At 38.6% G+C, this 17,213-nt stretch carries 10 protein-coding genes; 4 read left to right on the top strand and 6 right to left on the bottom strand.

Annotation, left to right across the window (positions count from 1 at the left end):
- Window positions 1-17 precede the first annotated feature (17 nt).
- Both LVD47_RS05845 and LVD47_RS05840 read left to right on the top strand, forming a co-directional pair.
- The gene (locus LVD47_RS05845) at window positions 18-677 is read left to right on the top strand and encodes an HAD family hydrolase (protein ID WP_236974623.1); all 660 of its coding nucleotides are present in this window, start codon (window positions 18-20) and stop codon (window positions 675-677) included.
- A 60-nt stretch (window positions 678-737) separates the two neighbouring features.
- Complete coding sequence (locus tag LVD47_RS05840; RefSeq protein ID WP_236974622.1) at window positions 738-1,316, top strand: PhnA domain-containing protein; 579 nt, start codon at window positions 738-740, stop codon at window positions 1,314-1,316.
- A gap of 230 nt (window positions 1,317-1,546) precedes the next feature.
- Here the strand turns inward: LVD47_RS05840 and LVD47_RS05835 are convergent, their stop codons facing one another.
- The 5 genes from LVD47_RS05835 to LVD47_RS05815 are packed head-to-tail and all read right to left on the bottom strand — an operon-like array spanning window position 1,547 to window position 13,468.
- Window positions 1,547-3,181: an RNA/DNA-binding domain-containing protein gene (locus LVD47_RS05835; RefSeq protein WP_236974621.1), complete on the bottom strand. Its 1,635-nt coding sequence runs from the start codon at window positions 3,179-3,181 to the stop codon at window positions 1,547-1,549.
- A 44-nt stretch (window positions 3,182-3,225) separates the two neighbouring features.
- Window positions 3,226-4,428, bottom strand: coding sequence for an Nramp family divalent metal transporter (locus tag LVD47_RS05830; protein WP_236974620.1), 1,203 nt, complete (start codon window positions 4,426-4,428; stop codon window positions 3,226-3,228).
- Window positions 4,428-5,510: a DUF2891 domain-containing protein gene (locus LVD47_RS05825; RefSeq protein ID WP_255785032.1), complete on the bottom strand. Its 1,083-nt coding sequence runs from the start codon at window positions 5,508-5,510 to the stop codon at window positions 4,428-4,430. The genes LVD47_RS05830 and LVD47_RS05825 overlap by 1 nt, the downstream gene beginning before the upstream one ends.
- Before the next feature lie 56 nt (window positions 5,511-5,566).
- Window positions 5,567-7,894: a penicillin-binding protein 1C gene (pbpC, locus tag LVD47_RS05820; protein ID WP_236974618.1), complete on the bottom strand. Its 2,328-nt coding sequence runs from the start codon at window positions 7,892-7,894 to the stop codon at window positions 5,567-5,569.
- Between the two features lie 12 nt (window positions 7,895-7,906).
- The gene (locus LVD47_RS05815; protein WP_236974617.1) at window positions 7,907-13,468 is read right to left on the bottom strand and encodes an alpha-2-macroglobulin family protein; all 5,562 of its coding nucleotides are present in this window, start codon (window positions 13,466-13,468) and stop codon (window positions 7,907-7,909) included.
- Window positions 13,469-13,703: 235 nt separating this feature from the next.
- Between LVD47_RS05815 and LVD47_RS05810 the strand changes: the two genes are divergently transcribed.
- Entirely contained in the window at window positions 13,704-14,219 is a 516-nt protein-coding gene (locus LVD47_RS05810; protein ID WP_236974616.1) for a DinB family protein, read from the top strand.
- Window positions 14,220-14,234: 15 nt separating this feature from the next.
- Here LVD47_RS05810 and LVD47_RS05805 read toward each other — a convergent pair whose 3' ends face one another.
- Complete coding sequence (locus tag LVD47_RS05805; protein ID WP_236974615.1) at window positions 14,235-15,503, bottom strand: purple acid phosphatase family protein; 1,269 nt, start codon at window positions 15,501-15,503, stop codon at window positions 14,235-14,237.
- 754 nt (window positions 15,504-16,257) lie between these two features.
- Between LVD47_RS05805 and LVD47_RS05800 the strand changes: the two genes are divergently transcribed.
- A complete protein-coding gene (locus tag LVD47_RS05800) occupies window positions 16,258-17,139 on the top strand; it encodes an EamA family transporter (protein WP_236974614.1) in 882 nt (293 codons plus the stop codon).
- Window positions 17,140-17,213 lie beyond the last annotated feature (74 nt).

Raw genomic sequence — 17,213 nt, 5'->3', positions numbered from 1 at the left:
TTTTCCATATTTATTTTATGGAAATAAAAGCAGTAATATTTGATATGGATGGTGTTATTTCTCACACCAACCCCCATCATAGTAAAGCATTTGAGAAAGTTTTTGCCAAAAGAGGATTGTATCCTACTGAAGAAGAATATGCAGCCCATATGTATGGGAAAAATAATAGATACATTTTTACTCATTTTTTGAATCGTGAAATTTCTGAATCAGAACTGAATAAATTAGAAGAGGAAAAAGAAAGCCTGTTTCGGGAAATATATCAGGATATTGTTGAACCCATAGACGGATTACTTCCTTTTCTAGAAGATATCTACAGGCAAGAAAAGAGAATAGGCGTAGCCACTTCTGCTCCCCGCGCCAATATGGATTTGATTATTGATCGACTGAGTATTCGATCAAAATTTATGTCCCTATTGGCAAGCGAAGATGTCAATACCCATAAACCTGACCCGGAAGTTTATTTACGTACTGCCGATAATTTAAAAGTCAACCCGGAAGATTGTCTTGTTTTTGAAGACTCAGCATCAGGGGTTCAGGCTGCCATTAATGCAAATATGAAAGTAGTAGGTGTACTATCTTCGCATCACCCCACTGAATTACCAACATGTGATTTTTATATTGACAACTATTTGGATCCGCAAATGGATAAAATTGGAGAGATATTGAATATTTGAAATCATACAGTTGTAATCAAATATATAAATTTTTTTTTGCGGAAAGTTAATAATATAAATATGGATCTGGAACAACTATTGATTGATAGGAGCGGAAATCGTTGTGAGATAAGTGGAAAAAATGGGGCTTTGAAAGTATATACTCTTCCGCCGGCGGATGAAGGAAACGAGGAAAATAGCATTTTGATCGATGAAAATTATCTGAACCAAATGCTGGGCAATACAGACATAAATCCAGTGGATTGGCAATGTCTGAATGAAAGCATATGGTCGACAATTCCTGCCATCCAGGTATTATCATGGAGAATGTTACAAAAACTAAGATCTGAAAGCTGGGCTTTGAATTTATTGGATATGGCTTATCTGGATGAAGAAACCCTACAATGGGCTAAGGAGGGGCAGGAAGAAGCGCCAAATGGTTCAGCAAAGCATCTGGATTGCAATGGGGCGGAACTTCAAACGGGCGATACAGTGGTATTAACAAAAGATTTAAATGTTAAAGGGGCTGGATTTACTGCGAAAAGAGGAACCGCTGTCCGGAGAATTTCACTTGTTGCGGATGAACCTACGCAAATAGAGGGAAGGGTTAATGACCAAAAGATTGTTATTTTAACGGAATTTGTGAAAAAATCCAGGTAGAAAATCCGATAATTCGTATCCGAAAGGTGATATTTTTTACCCGATTCATGTGCCTGTGATGGTCTGTGCTCAGAATCTGATTTTATACGATTTTCGTCTAAATTAATATTTGTGTTAAATTAATTTTTTGTGTTTGCATTAGTGTGTATTACATATATGATTTATGCTTATTTGTGTAAAAGTGCTGCAAATCTCGTCTAAATCTCGTCTAAATCTCGTCTAAATCTCGTCTAAATCTCGTCTAGAACCCAATAGCGACTTTTATTAATCGTAATAAGCTTTTCATTTTTCATTTTCTGAAGGAGGTTTTTAATCTTATGTTCTTTCTGGTTTTCGTCTAACACGGCAGGTAATTTATTCATCAATAACTTTTTAAAATCTGATTTTCGTGCTTTTCCAAATTCTTCAAGGTACTTAACAATAAGATCTTTGTAGTAATTTTCATCAAAGCCCTTCCATTTAATATACTCTCCTTTTTCATTAGTGGCCAAAGCTACTTTAGAAGAAATGTGGAAATTGGGTTTCCTGCCTTCAACTAATTTTTTAGATCGTAAAATCTTGATTTCATTTTTAGTCAATTCCTTCTTTTTAGCCACTTTATCCAATAGAATAATTTCATCTAAAATGAGTTCGGGCATTTGGGCTAATTTGCGGGCATAGTTAATATCCAGAATTTTTCCAATAATAGTGACTTGTACTTTATTGTTGGATAAATCGTATTCAGGTAAGGGAAAAAACTTGTGTCTTTGGATATTGAACATGCGTTTTATACCACTTCCTATGGTATCGATCATATTCAAATTGACCATGGCATCTGATAAAAATTTATTGCGATAAGTAGATTCCGGAGCATCGGCTTTAATAACATATTCTACACTTTGTGGAATAAAGGATCCTGCGTTAGAAAATGTTAAGGAAGCATTTTCGCTTTCTACGACAAGTATTTTACCACCCAATGTGTAGTCTTGATGTGCAATGCAATTGTTCAGCGCTTCACGTATTATATATGGGTCATATTGATCTACTTCATCGGGGAAAAGTGATCCATCCTTTATATAGCGGTATTTTAAGTTTCTGATTTTATTGTAAAGTTTCTCCACATTTATTAAAAGTGGACAGAAAAAATGCTCGTAATCCTTTTCAATATTGAAGTTGTCTTTCAATATCCATGATATTTTGGATGTGGAAGGGGTGATAAAATGTTCGGATTCAGGTTTTCCAAGAAGCAAGATTGCGGTAGGAGTTACTTTGCCTTTTATTGTTATTTTTGCTTTGTTCAAGAATACTCTATCTGACCACTCTTTAATTTGTTTTTTTAACTTTGGATTTTTTTGAGCAAATCTTATTCGGGCTTGTCGAATCGCCTCCTTTGATAAATCATCGATATTAGCATTAGGGATAACTCGCGCACTCCAATCCTGCTGGTTTGCTTGTTTTCGGATCGTCATGTATTCATCGTTATTCAAAGGGCCAAGACTTTCTCCATCTCTTCCGTAATTAAACCCCTTCCAGGATACAGGCATACCCTGTGGTGCTGCAGGTATCTCAAAAAGAAGTACTTTATTTCCGTTCTTTATTACTTGATTGATATTTGTGAAATTGGTACGAGGTGAGGTGTGCTGGGCAATTTCTGTTTTGTAATCGTTGAGTTGATTGTCAGTGATCTCTGTACCTATTATAGAACGGTCATCGGCTACACCAAAAACCAACCATGCATGGGATTTGCCCAGTAAATTAGCTTCATTACTTAGAGCGGAAAAATACTTGCCCAATTTATCTTTATTGAATTGATTCCTAGCTTTCTTAAATTCCACAACCTCATTTTCCACCGAAACCGATAATAACGTATCTAAAATAGATTCCATTTAATAATTATTTGTTAATTGAAATTGGGTTTTTGTCTGAAAAATTATCCACTCGTCAATATATTTAATATAGTATTCAGCCCCAATATTATCGTTAAAATAATGATTAGACCGGTTACCATGTTTTGAATTAATGTATTCTTGTTATTACCCAAAATTGCTTTTTTATTTACGGCCCACCAGAGGAATATAGCTATTACCGGAAGTAATAAACCGTTAGCTACCTGGGCGAACTGAATAAGGTCGATCGGACGAATGTCCAGTGAGGAAAATAAAAGACCGATGAATATGATAAACATCCAGACGGACTTAAACTTCCAATTTCTTATTCCGTATTCCCAACCAAAACAACCTTGGGCTACATAGGATGCTGCCAGCGGGGCTGTAATGGAAGAAGTAATCCCTGCTGCGAATAAGCCAATTCCTATCAGGTATTTTGCCCATTGACCAAAAATAGGTTCTAAACCAATCACCATATCCAGGACATTATTTATATCGCTTAATCCACTACCGGCTGAAACAATGATTATAGAAATAGAGATCAGACCTCCGAGCAAAATAGAAACCACAGTGTCGATTCTCGAGGATTTAAGGTCAGAACTTTTTCCCCACTTTTCCTTTACAAGGGACGAATGGAGAAATAAATTGTAGGGAACAATAGTAGTACCAACTAAGCTGATGATCATTAACAATCCACCCTGGGGGATTTGAGGCACAAAAATATTTTGAAATATTTGCGAAAGGGATGGGTGTATGAGGACAGCAGCTAGGATGAAAGAAAGACTCATAAGGATTACAAGACCAATCATGCATTTTTCCAGGACTTTATAACTTCCGATATACAGGAAGGAAAATGCTACAATCCCCGTTAAAAAAGGATAAGGGAGGGTTGGGTTAGGACCTAGAATAGCTTCCAATCCCAGTGAAGCACCGCTTAAATTACCAGCCTCATAAGCTGCGTTTCCTATTACAATAGCAGAAAAAATCAAAATAATTGCTGCTGTTTTGATATACTTGTTTTTTATTTGCTGCTTTACAATTGAGGGGATGTTTTTTTGAGAAATAATGCCAATTCTGGAAGCCATTTCCTGTAACACTATAGTAGCGAAAATAGAAAGCAACATCACCCATAGCAAAGAATATCCAAATTTAGCACCTGCTAATGTACATACCGTCACTGTACCAGGACCTATAAACGCAGCGGCTACCAGTGTGCCGGGATCGATGTTTTTTAAATAGTTTTTCATCAGTCAGAGTGATTGAGTGCGTAAACTGCAAATGAAGCTAACCAATGGGTTCCTTCGTAATTATTATCTACTATGTGTGGCAATGAATAGGAAATATGGGAGTTTGCTAATGTTTTCAGATGCTCAAGGCCTTCCATTTCCTCGGATATATTGTACAGGCACCATGCTCTGCTGAAATTTACTCCGTCAAGGTGTACGAGTTTCCCGTCTGATCGGTCTGAAACAATACCCGGTTGTAATATAAAGTCTGACTGGGATAATTGAGGAAGGAAACTTTGAATCCATTCAGAAAATTCTTCGTTGGACAACACTTTTTTCATGATGTTTGCTTCTTCCAGGCAAGGAGAAAGGAAGTCAAAGCCACTGGGTTCCCAATCAATAGGGCAGGATTGATCGTTAATATAGAAGTCCCGGGCTCTTTGGGAGATTAAGTCTTTTAATGGAGCATGTCCTGTAGTTTGTGCAAAGTCCAAAGCAAAGGACATACCAAACGCTGTGTTAGAATGTTCACCTACTCTTATAGGATAATGAAGTTTAGGTAAGAATTCCAGGTAACGCTGAACGATATAATCTGTTAATGGCTGCAAGTTTTTTTCTAATCCTTTAGCGAAAGGAGATTCCCAGGTATGTAATTCCTCAGCTAGTTTTAGTAACCATGCCCACCCATATGTTCTTTCATAATTAGGGTCTTTTCGAAAATAACTGAGTTCGGATAATATATTTTCTCTTGATATGTTCTGATAAAGTTTTGCTTTTATCGATTTGTGGTCGTCAATATCTGGAAACTCTTTTAGCAGCCGGACAAGCATCCAGTGTCCGTGGACGGATGAGTGCCAGTCAAAACAACCGTAAAATGCGGGGTGCAACTCCCGGGGCGATTTGAGTCCGGTCGAATCCGAAAGAACTTGACTAAGCTTATTGGGATACTCGACCTGCATGCAGTGCAAGGGGAGCCGGGAGAGGCGATTGGCCTCCTCCAGAGTAAGTTTTATTCTCGGTGTTGTACTCACATCAGATTTTTCGTTTTTTGAATGACATCCTATTAGGATAAATGAAATTAGATAGATGCAGTAAATTTTCATGCTGTTTTCTACCAAAATAAGAAAGTTCAGTAATATACCGGCTTATGAGATTAATTCTACCTTCCAATAAACTCAATATCCTTTTCCATATCGTTTCCATTTTCATCTACTATGGTAATTTTGTGCATCCCTTCCGTTGTGATAATTTCCATTTTGTGAATTTGTCGGGTATATCCCAGGTACTCTTCATCAATAAACCAGAATACTTTCGTTCCGGGTTTTCGGTGAGCTAACTCAAATATCGTTGGATTGAGGTACCCATCAAGGTCTTTGGCCAGGAATATTTGCATTTTCTTCGTAGGATAAATGAGTTGCATTTCTGTGTTTTCATTGTTATTGCAGGATTCCATGAAGGGGGGGAGTGATCGATAATCCGGATTGTTGGTTTTGTAATACCATTCCTGTACAGTAGGAAGAACGAACCATTTTTCTTCTTTCATGAGATGGACCGGGTAACATCGACTATTAACTTGATACTGTTTTGTCTCATCTAGATGAATTTTATGGTGATAAGGACAAGATGGAAATTTCAAACCATTTTTTACCACATTCATTTCTTTTATCCCGGAACAATTTACTGAAGCCCTGTAACCGCTTTTTGAGCAAGTATTTATAGTAGTTAGATCCATTTCAGGAGAATAAAACCATGAAGTAGGAGGTAGAAGATCAAAAGCATCAAATAATATGGGTGCTGCGGTCTGGATACCGGTTAATCCGGGTCTTCCTTCTCCATCTGCATTACCTGCCCAAATTCCTACAATATACTCCGGGGTAATTCCTATGGCCCACGCATCCCTGAATCCAAAACTGGTTCCGGTTTTCCAGGCTATTTTTCTCGAAGAATCAAAGATTTTCCATGCTCCTTCCTGAAATGGCCTGTTTAACCCGGTCAATACTTCAAAGGTTTGGTATATGGACCCTTTGCCAAAATCATTTAGCTTCCTGGTTATTTTTTCGTCTTTATGTGAGTATGTTATCGAGGTTATTGGTTCTTCCCTAAGTTTTTTGGCCATAAAATAATAGGCCAGACAAAGTTCCCAAAGGCTGGATTCGGCGCCTCCCAGTATAAGTGACAGGCCGTAGTGGTCCGGGCCTTTGTCAATTGATTCGAGTCCCAACCTTCGTAATCGATTGTAGAAGGGAGGAATTCCATAGTCTTGCAACATTCTCACAGCAGGAACATTCAGGGAGCGGGTAAGTGCCTGGTCCGCCGGTACAGCTCCACTATAGGTTTGATCAAAATTTTGAGGCGCATATCCGGAAATGCGGGTAGGAATATCTTCTATTAGGGCCTCGGGTAGAAGCATGCCCTCTTCGAGCATAGCTGCAAACAAAAAGGGCTTAAGAGTACTGCCCGTACTACGGGGAGCCGTAATGATATCCACACTGCTGCCACTTCCTTCCTCTTTGCATTGGGTATTACCTATGTAGCCTTTTACAGTGGCATTTTTGACATCGAGTACCAGAATAGCCCCATTGTGAATTTCGTTTTTTGAAAGAGAGGAGTGGTAACGGTCGATTAGTTGAGTAAGTTGGTCCTGCAATCCGGCATCTATTGTAGACGGTATGATTTGCCCATCTTTACCCTCGGCCATTGCTTTATTCAACAAGTGAGGTGTTGCTTGTGGAAGGGGGTGTGGTTTGTCGGGCAATGGTTCGGATTTTGCCAGTTCGTTTTCTTCTTTTGTAAGAATGCCTTTTCCCATTAGCTTGTCCAATAGACGGTTGCGTTTTTCTTCCAGTTGCTTTTGGTTCTTTCCCGGGTAAATTAAGGAAGGGGCATTGGGAAGAACTGCCAGTGTAGCAGTCTCTGCCCAGGACAATAATTCAGGAGACCTTGCGAAGTATCTCCAGGATGCTGCCTGAAGCCCTACAACATTTCCCCCGAAAGGGGCGTGGGAAGCATAGAGCCGAAATATTTCAGCCTTAGAAAAACGCCATTCCAGGCGTGTTGCCAAAATAATCTCCTTGACCTTTTCCAGGTAGCTTCTGGGCTTATTTTTGCGAGAAAGTCTGATTACCTGCATAGTTAAAGTGCTTCCACCGCTTTGAATTTTTTTTGAGGTCAAATTTTGCCAGGCTGCTCTCATTAGTGAGACCGGGTTAATACCCGGGTGGTAGTAAAAATATTCATCTTCGAAATAACGGACAGCTGTTTTGTATTTATAGGGCAGGGAATCCATTTCAGGGAACCTCCATTGGCCATCTTCCGCGATTCGGGCAGAGAGTATTTGTCCTTGTTTATCCTCTAAGACAGTGGAAGTCGGATCGTCAAAAAGCGGAGCAGGAAGTAAGAAAAAACAATACCCTATCAGGAGTGTACCTGATATCAAAAGGGAAAAAACTACCCATTTTCTTTTAAGATTGTTACATGTATATTTCAAAATATCAATTCCTTATTCGATCCCCGGTTGTACGACTTTTACCCATTTACCCGGGGACTTGGCATGAATGGACCGGTCGTACATGGCTTCGCAATATATACCTGGTAAATAAAAGGTGCCGAGGTAACTGGCATTGAGTATAGTCGAAAACGTTTTGCTTCCGTTGGGTTTTAAGTCGAAATATTTATAAACACGGTCATCCCTGATATCCTCGTATTCCGGGGAATCTGAAATAAAATTAGGCGACTGAATATCCATGCGGGTATTGCGAATTTCCCATCCTGAAGGAAAAATTTGTGTAAGCGCCAGTTCTTCGTATGTACCCCTGAGCCCGGGATTTGAAACGGTTACTTCACAAATAAAATCCGTCCCCTGGTCTATAGCTTCCTCTGTTATTTCTTCTCCATTCAAAGTAAGGTAACGTGTAGAAAGATGAAGATCGCTGGTTTGTGCACCTACATCATCTCTCAAAGGGATCCCGGAAGTCTGTACCCGAATGAAGAGGTCTTTTGAACCATTGTTCCGAACCGAAATATTCCCGTTGGAATTAGATATGAAATCCAAATGTTCCTGGTAAATCGGTTTTGTCGATGAGATATCCTTGGATTTTCCATTGATAGTTATTTGGAACTCGGTACCGGAACCCTGGTCTCCATCGATGAACTTGCTAATGGCCAGCAAAGAGTAAGCAGTAGACTGGGTACTTAACCAGCGCTGCGAAGCCAGTTCTTCAGCTACCTGGTCAAAGATTTTTTTACCCCTTACTTTATCATTTAGGAGAGACAGTACTTCAAGTATCATGGCATGGTCTCTCAAATCGCTGCCAAAAGTATGACCCAATTCATGGTATTGTTTAACATCTGTGGAAATGTTGTCTACAATATTTAGGGCCGTTTCTTCTTTTCCGGCCAGGAAATAGGCCCCGGCCAACCTCCATTGGGCTGCAATAGAAATCCGGGAAAGTTCCTTAAGTCGGTTCATAGCTCCCATTTCGGGCTGTCCGGCGAGTGCTAGTGTGTAAAGCCGGTACGCTTGTACTAATTCACCATTGTAATATCCGCTATTCCGACTTTGGGAAGGAGCCCATGTGTTTGCTGAGAGTTTTTGGTACCTCAGCCATTTCTCCATACCATTTTGGGGAATGGAATATCCCTTGCTTTTTGCTTCTAACAAAAAATGCCCGATGTAATTAGTGCCCCATTCTGAAGTTTCACTATAGGCCCCCGGCCAGTAACTAAAACTGCCGTTTCCTATTTGAAAGCCCTTTAGGATATCTATACCCGCAGTAATATTATTTTGAATCTCTTCTTGTTGGGTATTTGTCAGTTCCAGAATCCCGGGAAGGTACAATTGTGGAAATACCGAAGAAGTAATTTGTTCCAGGCATCCGTGTGGATACCGGATCAAGTATTGCATCCTTTGTTCCAAATTTAGAGGAGGAATGGATGATATTTCCACAACACCCTGGTTTGTACCCGGAAGTCCTAATGAACTGTATTCCGTAGAATAGGTAGTTTCCGGGGTTATAACTCCTTCCTCGACATGGGAAATTTCGGCACTGGGCGCCCTTACGGCCAGTTCAATTTCATCCGTGGCGGATTGTCCTCCACTTGTAGCACTAATTTTTACTTTTCCGATTCCAATGGCTTCAGTAACATCCAGGTCAAAATTGATGACTTTTTCTCCTGTCTCATTGAACTTTACGGTTTTAGTGGTCGGCCCATTATTCTCTAGCAATTTATTGGGTTCCACTCTTATGGTAACGTTCTTTATATTGGGATCCATCGCAAAAACAGTGACCGGTAATTTCACCTGCTCTGAAGGCCCCAATACCCGAGGAAGTGTGGCCAGAACCATTAATGGTTTCTTTACAGGCGTTGTTTTTTCGACTGATCCGTAAGCTTGATTTTCTCCGGCTACTACCATAGTTCGCACGGAACCTACATAGTTGGGCATCGTGAAAGTATGGCTTTTTTTCTCCCCTTTTTCCAGAGAGTAAGGTCCAAGAAATTTTACAACGGGTTTGAAGCGGTTGACTTTGTTGGCATCGTTGGGTTTGATAAACTCATCACCTCCCAAAGCCAATAGACCGGCCATTTCACCTGAAAATGCCCCGATAACATATTTGTACATGTCCCAGGTTTTGATGCCCAAAGCTTCTTTTGAATAAAAGTACGACCAGGGAGCCGGGGTACTGAAGCCTGTGAGGTCTAACAAACCTTCGTCTACAACTGCTATCGTGTAGGTCATAGCTTTGTTATTGGCTTCGGAAATTTCAATGGTTACGGGCTTTTCCGGTTCCAGTTCGTCAGGCATTGAAAGTTGGGGATTTAAATGTGTATTGGGGTCTTCTATCTCAATGGATTGAACCCCATACATTCGAATGGGAAGGTCATTTTTCGTGTTTTCATGTGGTTGGATAAGAGATACGTTTACAAAAATATTTGGAGCCATTTCGGGTGTAGCATCGAAGTCAAAGCTATTGTTTTCGTTTGGTGTAACCCAAAATTGATCTATAATTTCTGATCCGGTTTCAATACTAACCAACGCTCTCCCCATTTGAAATTCCGGAAGAGAAATCTCAATATTTTCACCCACATTATACTTTTCTTTATTGCTGCTAAATGTCAACATTTCAGCACCTTCTGGACGATCTCCACTGTTGTCCCACCAACCTTTGTATGTGACATAGAATGTTTGCCCGGTACTGTGCCCAGAAACGGGATCTGTGATTCGAATTAGTTTTCTTCCGTAAAGGTCTTTATTAAAGTTTAATTCATAAAGTGCTTTCCCGTTTAAAGTGTTTACATAATCTGTTTTTATCAGGTTCGCGCTTTTATTGGAAATGTATCGGGATAAATCATCATTTTCAGCACGTTCCCACCACCATTGCCATTTTATATCAAAAATTTCAATTTTTATTCTGTTGCGGTTAACGGGATTTCCATTCTCATCGAGGGATACTATAGGGATAAGGTTGGTTTCATTGGAATATAAAGCGCCATTATATCCATTACCTTTTGGAATTTTAATTCCTACATAACTGTTATAAGGAGAATAGTAAATTGGATGGTTATCCACACTAAAGTCACCACTTTTTTCAAAAACCCTGATTTTGTAATTAGCACGTAGCATACCCGGAACATTTTCTGAAATCTCAATGGAGGGATCAAATATTACATTTCCATTTTGATCCGTTTGTCCTTCAAAGATGATTTTGTCTTCTGTACTAAATTCGATCGAAGGGTCATCAAAATTATAGTCCGGATATTTTTCAAATTTTGTGTCCCCACTCCTAATACTCAATTCAATATCTGTTTTTAAATTCCCGGCTTTTGCCCCATGTAGCCATTGAGAATATAATTGTCCCTTTTGGATGGAACCTTTGGAAATAATGTCAGCTCCAAAATCGATATTTATTTTTAGTCTGTTGGGTTTTACGGTTTCTATTTTGATTGTTTGTGTGAATTCCGAACCACCTACCTTTATTCGTGCCAACCAATTACCTGTGGGGTCTGATGTTGTTGTCCCCGTGCGAAAATCGTAAAATCCATTGAGCGAAGTAGTTAGAACCTCGCGGGTATATAACTGTCGGTCCGGTGTCAATAGCTCAAATATTACGGGATGTGATTCCGGGATTTGCGTGTTGGACTTTTCCAGAACAAATGTAAGATAAAGGGAATCACCCGGTCTCCAAACTCCACGGTCACCATAAAGGAATCCCTTCATCCCCTTTTGAGTTTCTTTGCCCGATACATCAAACATACTCATGGACAGGGAGGATCCATCGTCCAATCGCAAATATCCTTTTTGATTACCTTGTTCGGCAAGAAGGAAAAAGGGTTTATTGGGCAGTGGAATTTCTGCAAAACCTTTAGAATCTGTGTTGACCGAATTGATTAATTGGTTTTGAAAATTGAAAATATTTATTTTGACTCCCCCCTGTGGATCTGTCGTTTGTAGATTGGTTACGGCAAGTTTAAGATTATTTGATGCATCTTTTTTCGCTATAATACCTAAATCGGATGCCAGGATATTTTGGGCTATTGATCTTCCGCTAGACATATAATACGATGGTGTACACGGGTTGTCACGATCCCTCCAATTATAATTTCCATAATCATAGTCGATGTCAAAATCATCCCAATAATATGTGTTTGGGTTGTCAAATAAGGCAGCTTCCGAATCACTAATTTCATCTTCAGTGTTAAAAACGATATCTTCAGTGTTACCGAAAACTGAATCACAAGGGTATAATGATTGGGATGGCTCAAAACTCAGGTGGATCCTGTAGATCGCACCGGGTTCAACTTCTATTAGCCTGGATAAATCAATAGAGAAAGTATTCCAGGTCCCGTAATCTATGGGTTTTTGGCTGCTGAGTTGAATTTTGTCTTTGTAAACAATGCGGCCGACCCGGGATAATTCATTGTATCCGTCAAATTGATTAGTCTGAAAAAATTGAGGGATATTTTCTTCATAGATTTTAATAATCCTCAAGTTGATACCATTTAGATTTACGGCTTTAAAAGGGAAGGTTAAATTTCCTGTTTTTGGAAGTATGACTCCCGAACTGACCAACTCAAGTGCAGGTTTAATCGAAGTGAATGATTCGGTTTTTTCAATTTTATTACTTAACGAGCGACCTACAGTATTTTTTACAGCCTTTTCAACCACAATGGTTTTTTCTCCAACCAGTCTTTTTTCCGGGTAAATATGTATATCGTTTCCTTCCAGGTCAATTCGGATTTTTTCCGAAGGTTGGAAATGTATCAATCCTTCCAGGTTTTGGTTTTCCAGCAAGGGATCTGACATGTGTAGTGTAAGATATTGGTTGGGCTGTTGGTAAACTGAAGTACCTAACAAAGTAAAGTCATTTATGGAGGGAATCTCTATTATTTCTTTCCCGTTGTTTTTCATTTGAATTTTTTCGCCGGTCCAGGAAAGAATAACTCTTGATGGTTCTGTACCCCTTTGAATACTGTCAATTGTCAGATTAAACAGCTTTTGTTCTCCCATTTTTTCCCAGCGAATCGGGCGTTTTTCCCCATTTTGTGTAGCTGTAAATGAAGATTCTAAATGTGTGAAATTAACTATGTCTGCGGTCTGAACTTTTACGTGGTATTGCTGTAAGCTTAGATCATTATTTGTATAAGGTTGCATACCTTTGTTTTGGATGAAAATTCCCTGCGGTATGGTATGAAATTTAAAATTAAAATCTTCCTGTATATTGAGCCATTCCAGTGCTCCAAGGTCTAAAGTAGCTGTGTATGTTTGACCGGAAGATAAAGGTATTTCCGGTATGAATTCCAGTGTTTGATGATTTGTCCATTGGATTGTTCCGGATACTTTTGGTGAAATCATCAAGATATCAGGGTTGAGGGGATTTTCCATGATGGATTCAGGGACTTTTTCTCTCAATTTAATTTTTATGGAGGAATGGCTGGAAATCATACCTGTTGTAAATCCAGAGATATAAGGAGTGAAATCGGTCCTTTCCTCAGAATTCGCCTGCTTTTGACACTGGAAGGACAGTAAAGTAGCGGCAAATATAAAAAAGTGTTTGATGTTCATAGATATGACCTTTTACAAGTTCCATATTATAAACGGAAGTTAGTGAATTTAATGATCAAATTTTTAATCAAAACCATTTTTTTACTTTTGATGAGTTATTATTTATGGTCCCTCAATTTCAGTGTTAAATGTCAGGTATTAAAATATTTTATTTTAAATATTAAATAAAAAATAAATCTTAATTTTAAAAAAAATATTAAATTAAAGCAATTGCAAACTCATTCAAATTTTAGTTATGAAAAAATTGTTTGTTCTATTCGTTTTATTCTTGTCCTTTCAAATGTATGGTCAGGAACAGTTACAGTCCGAGTCCGTAAATTTCCTTCAATTTACATCCAACAAAGTAATACAATTGTCGGAGGCGATACCAGCGGATACATATAATTGGGCGCCAGAGGAAGGAGTTCGTACCTTTGCCCAAATATTTGCCCACATCATTTCTGCCAATTATTTTTTTGGTTCCAAACTAGGTGCAGAGGTTCCATCAGAAATTGATATGCAGTCATTGGAAAAAAACCTTGATACTAAAGAGGAGATACAAAAAGCACTACAGGGGTCATATGATTTTATATTTAACGCAATTAAAGAGACACCATATGAAGTCCTATCAGATAAAGTAGAGTATCCTTTTCCAGGGGAATATACTAATATGTCTTCTATCCTAATTAGTATGTCTCATTCAAATGAACACCTGGGACAGTTAATTGCTTATTCACGTATGAATGGCATAACACCTCCATGGAGCGAATAATGGCAATACGAGAAATTATTCTATTAAAATACTGGCATTGGTACCTTTTTGGAGTACAAATGAATCAAAAAGGTCCCCAGTTGTAGTGTAACATTCAAAAAATAATTTATTTCCATTGATCTTAATTACCTGGTATAATTGTGTGTTTTCCGTACTTTTGGTCATCCATTCTTTTTGATCTCCTACTTCATACATTTTTGGACCACTGACAGATACGACGTACATTGTTCCGGCTTTTACCGGATGTTTTGAGTTTTCGTCCAACATGCCCCGCCCATAGGCATGATCATGTCCTTGAAGGACAAGATCTACACCGTATTTATCCAATAATGGTTTAAGAGCTTTTCGTATTTGAGGATTATCCCGGCTAGCCTTGGTACTATAGAAAGGCTGGTGTAATGTAAGAATGATCCATTTTTTATCGGTTACGGATAATACTTTTTCTAACCATTTTGCCTGGATTTTTCTCAATTTCCGATCATTTTCCAACCTTGTTCCGTCGAGTGAAATAATCCGGACGGCAGGGTAGTCAATGTAATAACAGGCACCATAAAGTTCCTTGATCTCCTCAGGGCCATTCTGCGGTAAAGTAAAGTGGGTTTTCCATAATGGAGAAAGGATCGGGTATTCATACTCATGATTACCTGGAGTCATGACAGAGGGAATCATCCTGTGGATAAAATCACCCGCGCGATAAAAATCTCCCCATTCGCGGTCGTTGTATCCTCTATTAACCAGGTCTCCGGCATAAAGTAAAAATGCAGATTCCGGGGCGGTAGAATAAGCTTGCCTAATGGTTCTTGACCACTGGCTGTGGAGGTCTGATTGTGGATCTCCAAAATAAATAAAACTAAATATGGAATCCGGGCTTGCTTCCGGGAGGTGGAATTGAATCCATTCACTCCATTGATTGGAATTACTTCCTACGCGGTATATGTATTTGGTTCCAGGGGCAAGATTTGTCAATTGCGCCCTAAAACTTTTAAAAATCCCGGTTTTACCCTCATAGGTTACAGTGTCTAATTGAAAAGACGCATTTTGTTGATCAAGTATTGTTTCACTATGTATAGGATGGGGGTCTGCTATTTTCCATTGGATATAATTTTCTTTTACTTCTCTAGGACACCTCCAGGTAATGGATACTCCGGTATGTCCTGATTCAAGAGGGTTGAGTATAATTCTACTCGGTTCGGTTGGGGTTTGAGAAAAAAGTAAAGCGCTAATAAAAATGAATAAAAAGGTAAAAAAGACTTCAGGGCATTTTGAATTGGTTCCGGGTAGCATTTTGATTTTATTTTGATCCTTGCATAAAACCTAAAATCTCACTTCAGGGAATGTGATTTTAATTCAGGCAAATGTATAATATTTTAGATACTGGTTGCTCAATCTATAGATAAAACTTGTAAAATATTTTCCAAGGTTAAATTATGATTAAAACAATTCCAACGATATATTATATCAATGCTTTGAATGCCAAAATAGATTATAAAATATTATAAATTGAAAGACTTTTCTATGAATGCTGTGCTAACAAGACTCGTCGTAGTCCTGTTAAGACAATGTTTTTCGCCACTGTCTCACAATAAATCCAATTCTTTTGTGTGTTTACCAGATGGGCATAGCTGTTTCCATTATCTATTTGGTACAAGTTAGAATCCTGCCGGGTTCACATAGCTCCAGTAAAAGGTCAAAATAATAAATCACTTTCCCCATGGACTCCTGCATATATAGGAATTCGGGGACTGAACAGAAAACTGTTGCTAATATGTTCAATAGCAGATGATTTACCTAAGTCGTTGTTTTGTTGCACACTGGAGTGAGTTGAAATCCTAAATACTAGAGGAAATCAGGTTATCTAAGTATGCAGGATGTGAAAGTTTAATATCTTTGCCGAATTATTGATGGTTTGAATAATTTCTGTAAATAAATATTCTTTATTATTTGTTTTTAACTAACGTCCTAGCGTGTATTGCTTTAATAAATTTTCAAACCCATTTTATAACAGTGAATACCGGATATGTCCTATAGGAAGAAAAATATGAGAATTTCAAAGGGAGGAGTATTTGTCCTTACGGCTGCAGTTCTTTGGGGTGTATCGGGTACTTTTGCACAATTCCTTTTTCAGGAACGGGATATTGAAGCTGAATGGTTGGTTAGTATCCGACTGTTATTTGCTGGTTCTTCTCTTGTATTGTATTCTCTGGTTAAGAATAAAAAAGAAACTTTTCTTGTTTGGAAACAAGCTAAAGATATACGAGAACAAATAATGTTTGGGCTCTTTGGTATGTTAGGGGTCCAGTTGACATATTTTTCTGCCATTAAACATTCAAATGCTGCTACGGCAACTGTCATGCAATATCTGGGTCCCGTACTTATTGCTGCTTATTATTCTCTGGTCAGGAAAAGGTGGCCTTCAAAAAGAGAGGCACTTGCTATTGTTCTTGCAATTTCAGGTACATTTCTCTTAGTGACACATGGTGATATTGGAAAACTCTCGATTACTCCAGTGGCGTTTGTTTGGGGAATATGTGCTGCATTTGCCCTTGCATTTAATTCTATTTTTCCGATAAGATTATTGAAAAGATTTGAATCAACTGCTGTTATTGGTTGGGGAATGCTGATAGGAGGATTATTGTCAGGCATAATAACCCGGCCCTGGATTGTTCCGGGAACCTGGGATATTTATACATTTGCATTTTGTGGTTTTATATTAATTTTGGGAAGTTTGGTTCCTTTCTATCTCTATCTCAATGCAGTGAAAATGATAGGCGCAGAAACTTCATCGCTTATGGCTTCTGTCCAACCTCTTTCGGCTACCCTTTTAGCGGTAATTTGGTTGCAAGTTCCGTTTATTTTCGCGGACTGGCTAGGGGCAATTTTTATTATTGCAACCATCGTTATCCTTGCCAAGAAGACATAGTAAAAATCAGATTGATATTCCTTTTGAAATTACATGCAACTATGTTGCAGTGTGTTTAAAAAATAATTATATTT

The organism is Membranihabitans maritimus (assembly GCF_021729145.1).
In the GTDB taxonomy this organism is placed as follows: domain Bacteria; phylum Bacteroidota; class Bacteroidia; order Chitinophagales; family Saprospiraceae; genus Membranihabitans; species Membranihabitans maritimus.
The sequence above is the reverse complement of the archived record's forward strand: the minus strand, read 5'-3'. Positions and strand labels throughout refer to the sequence as shown.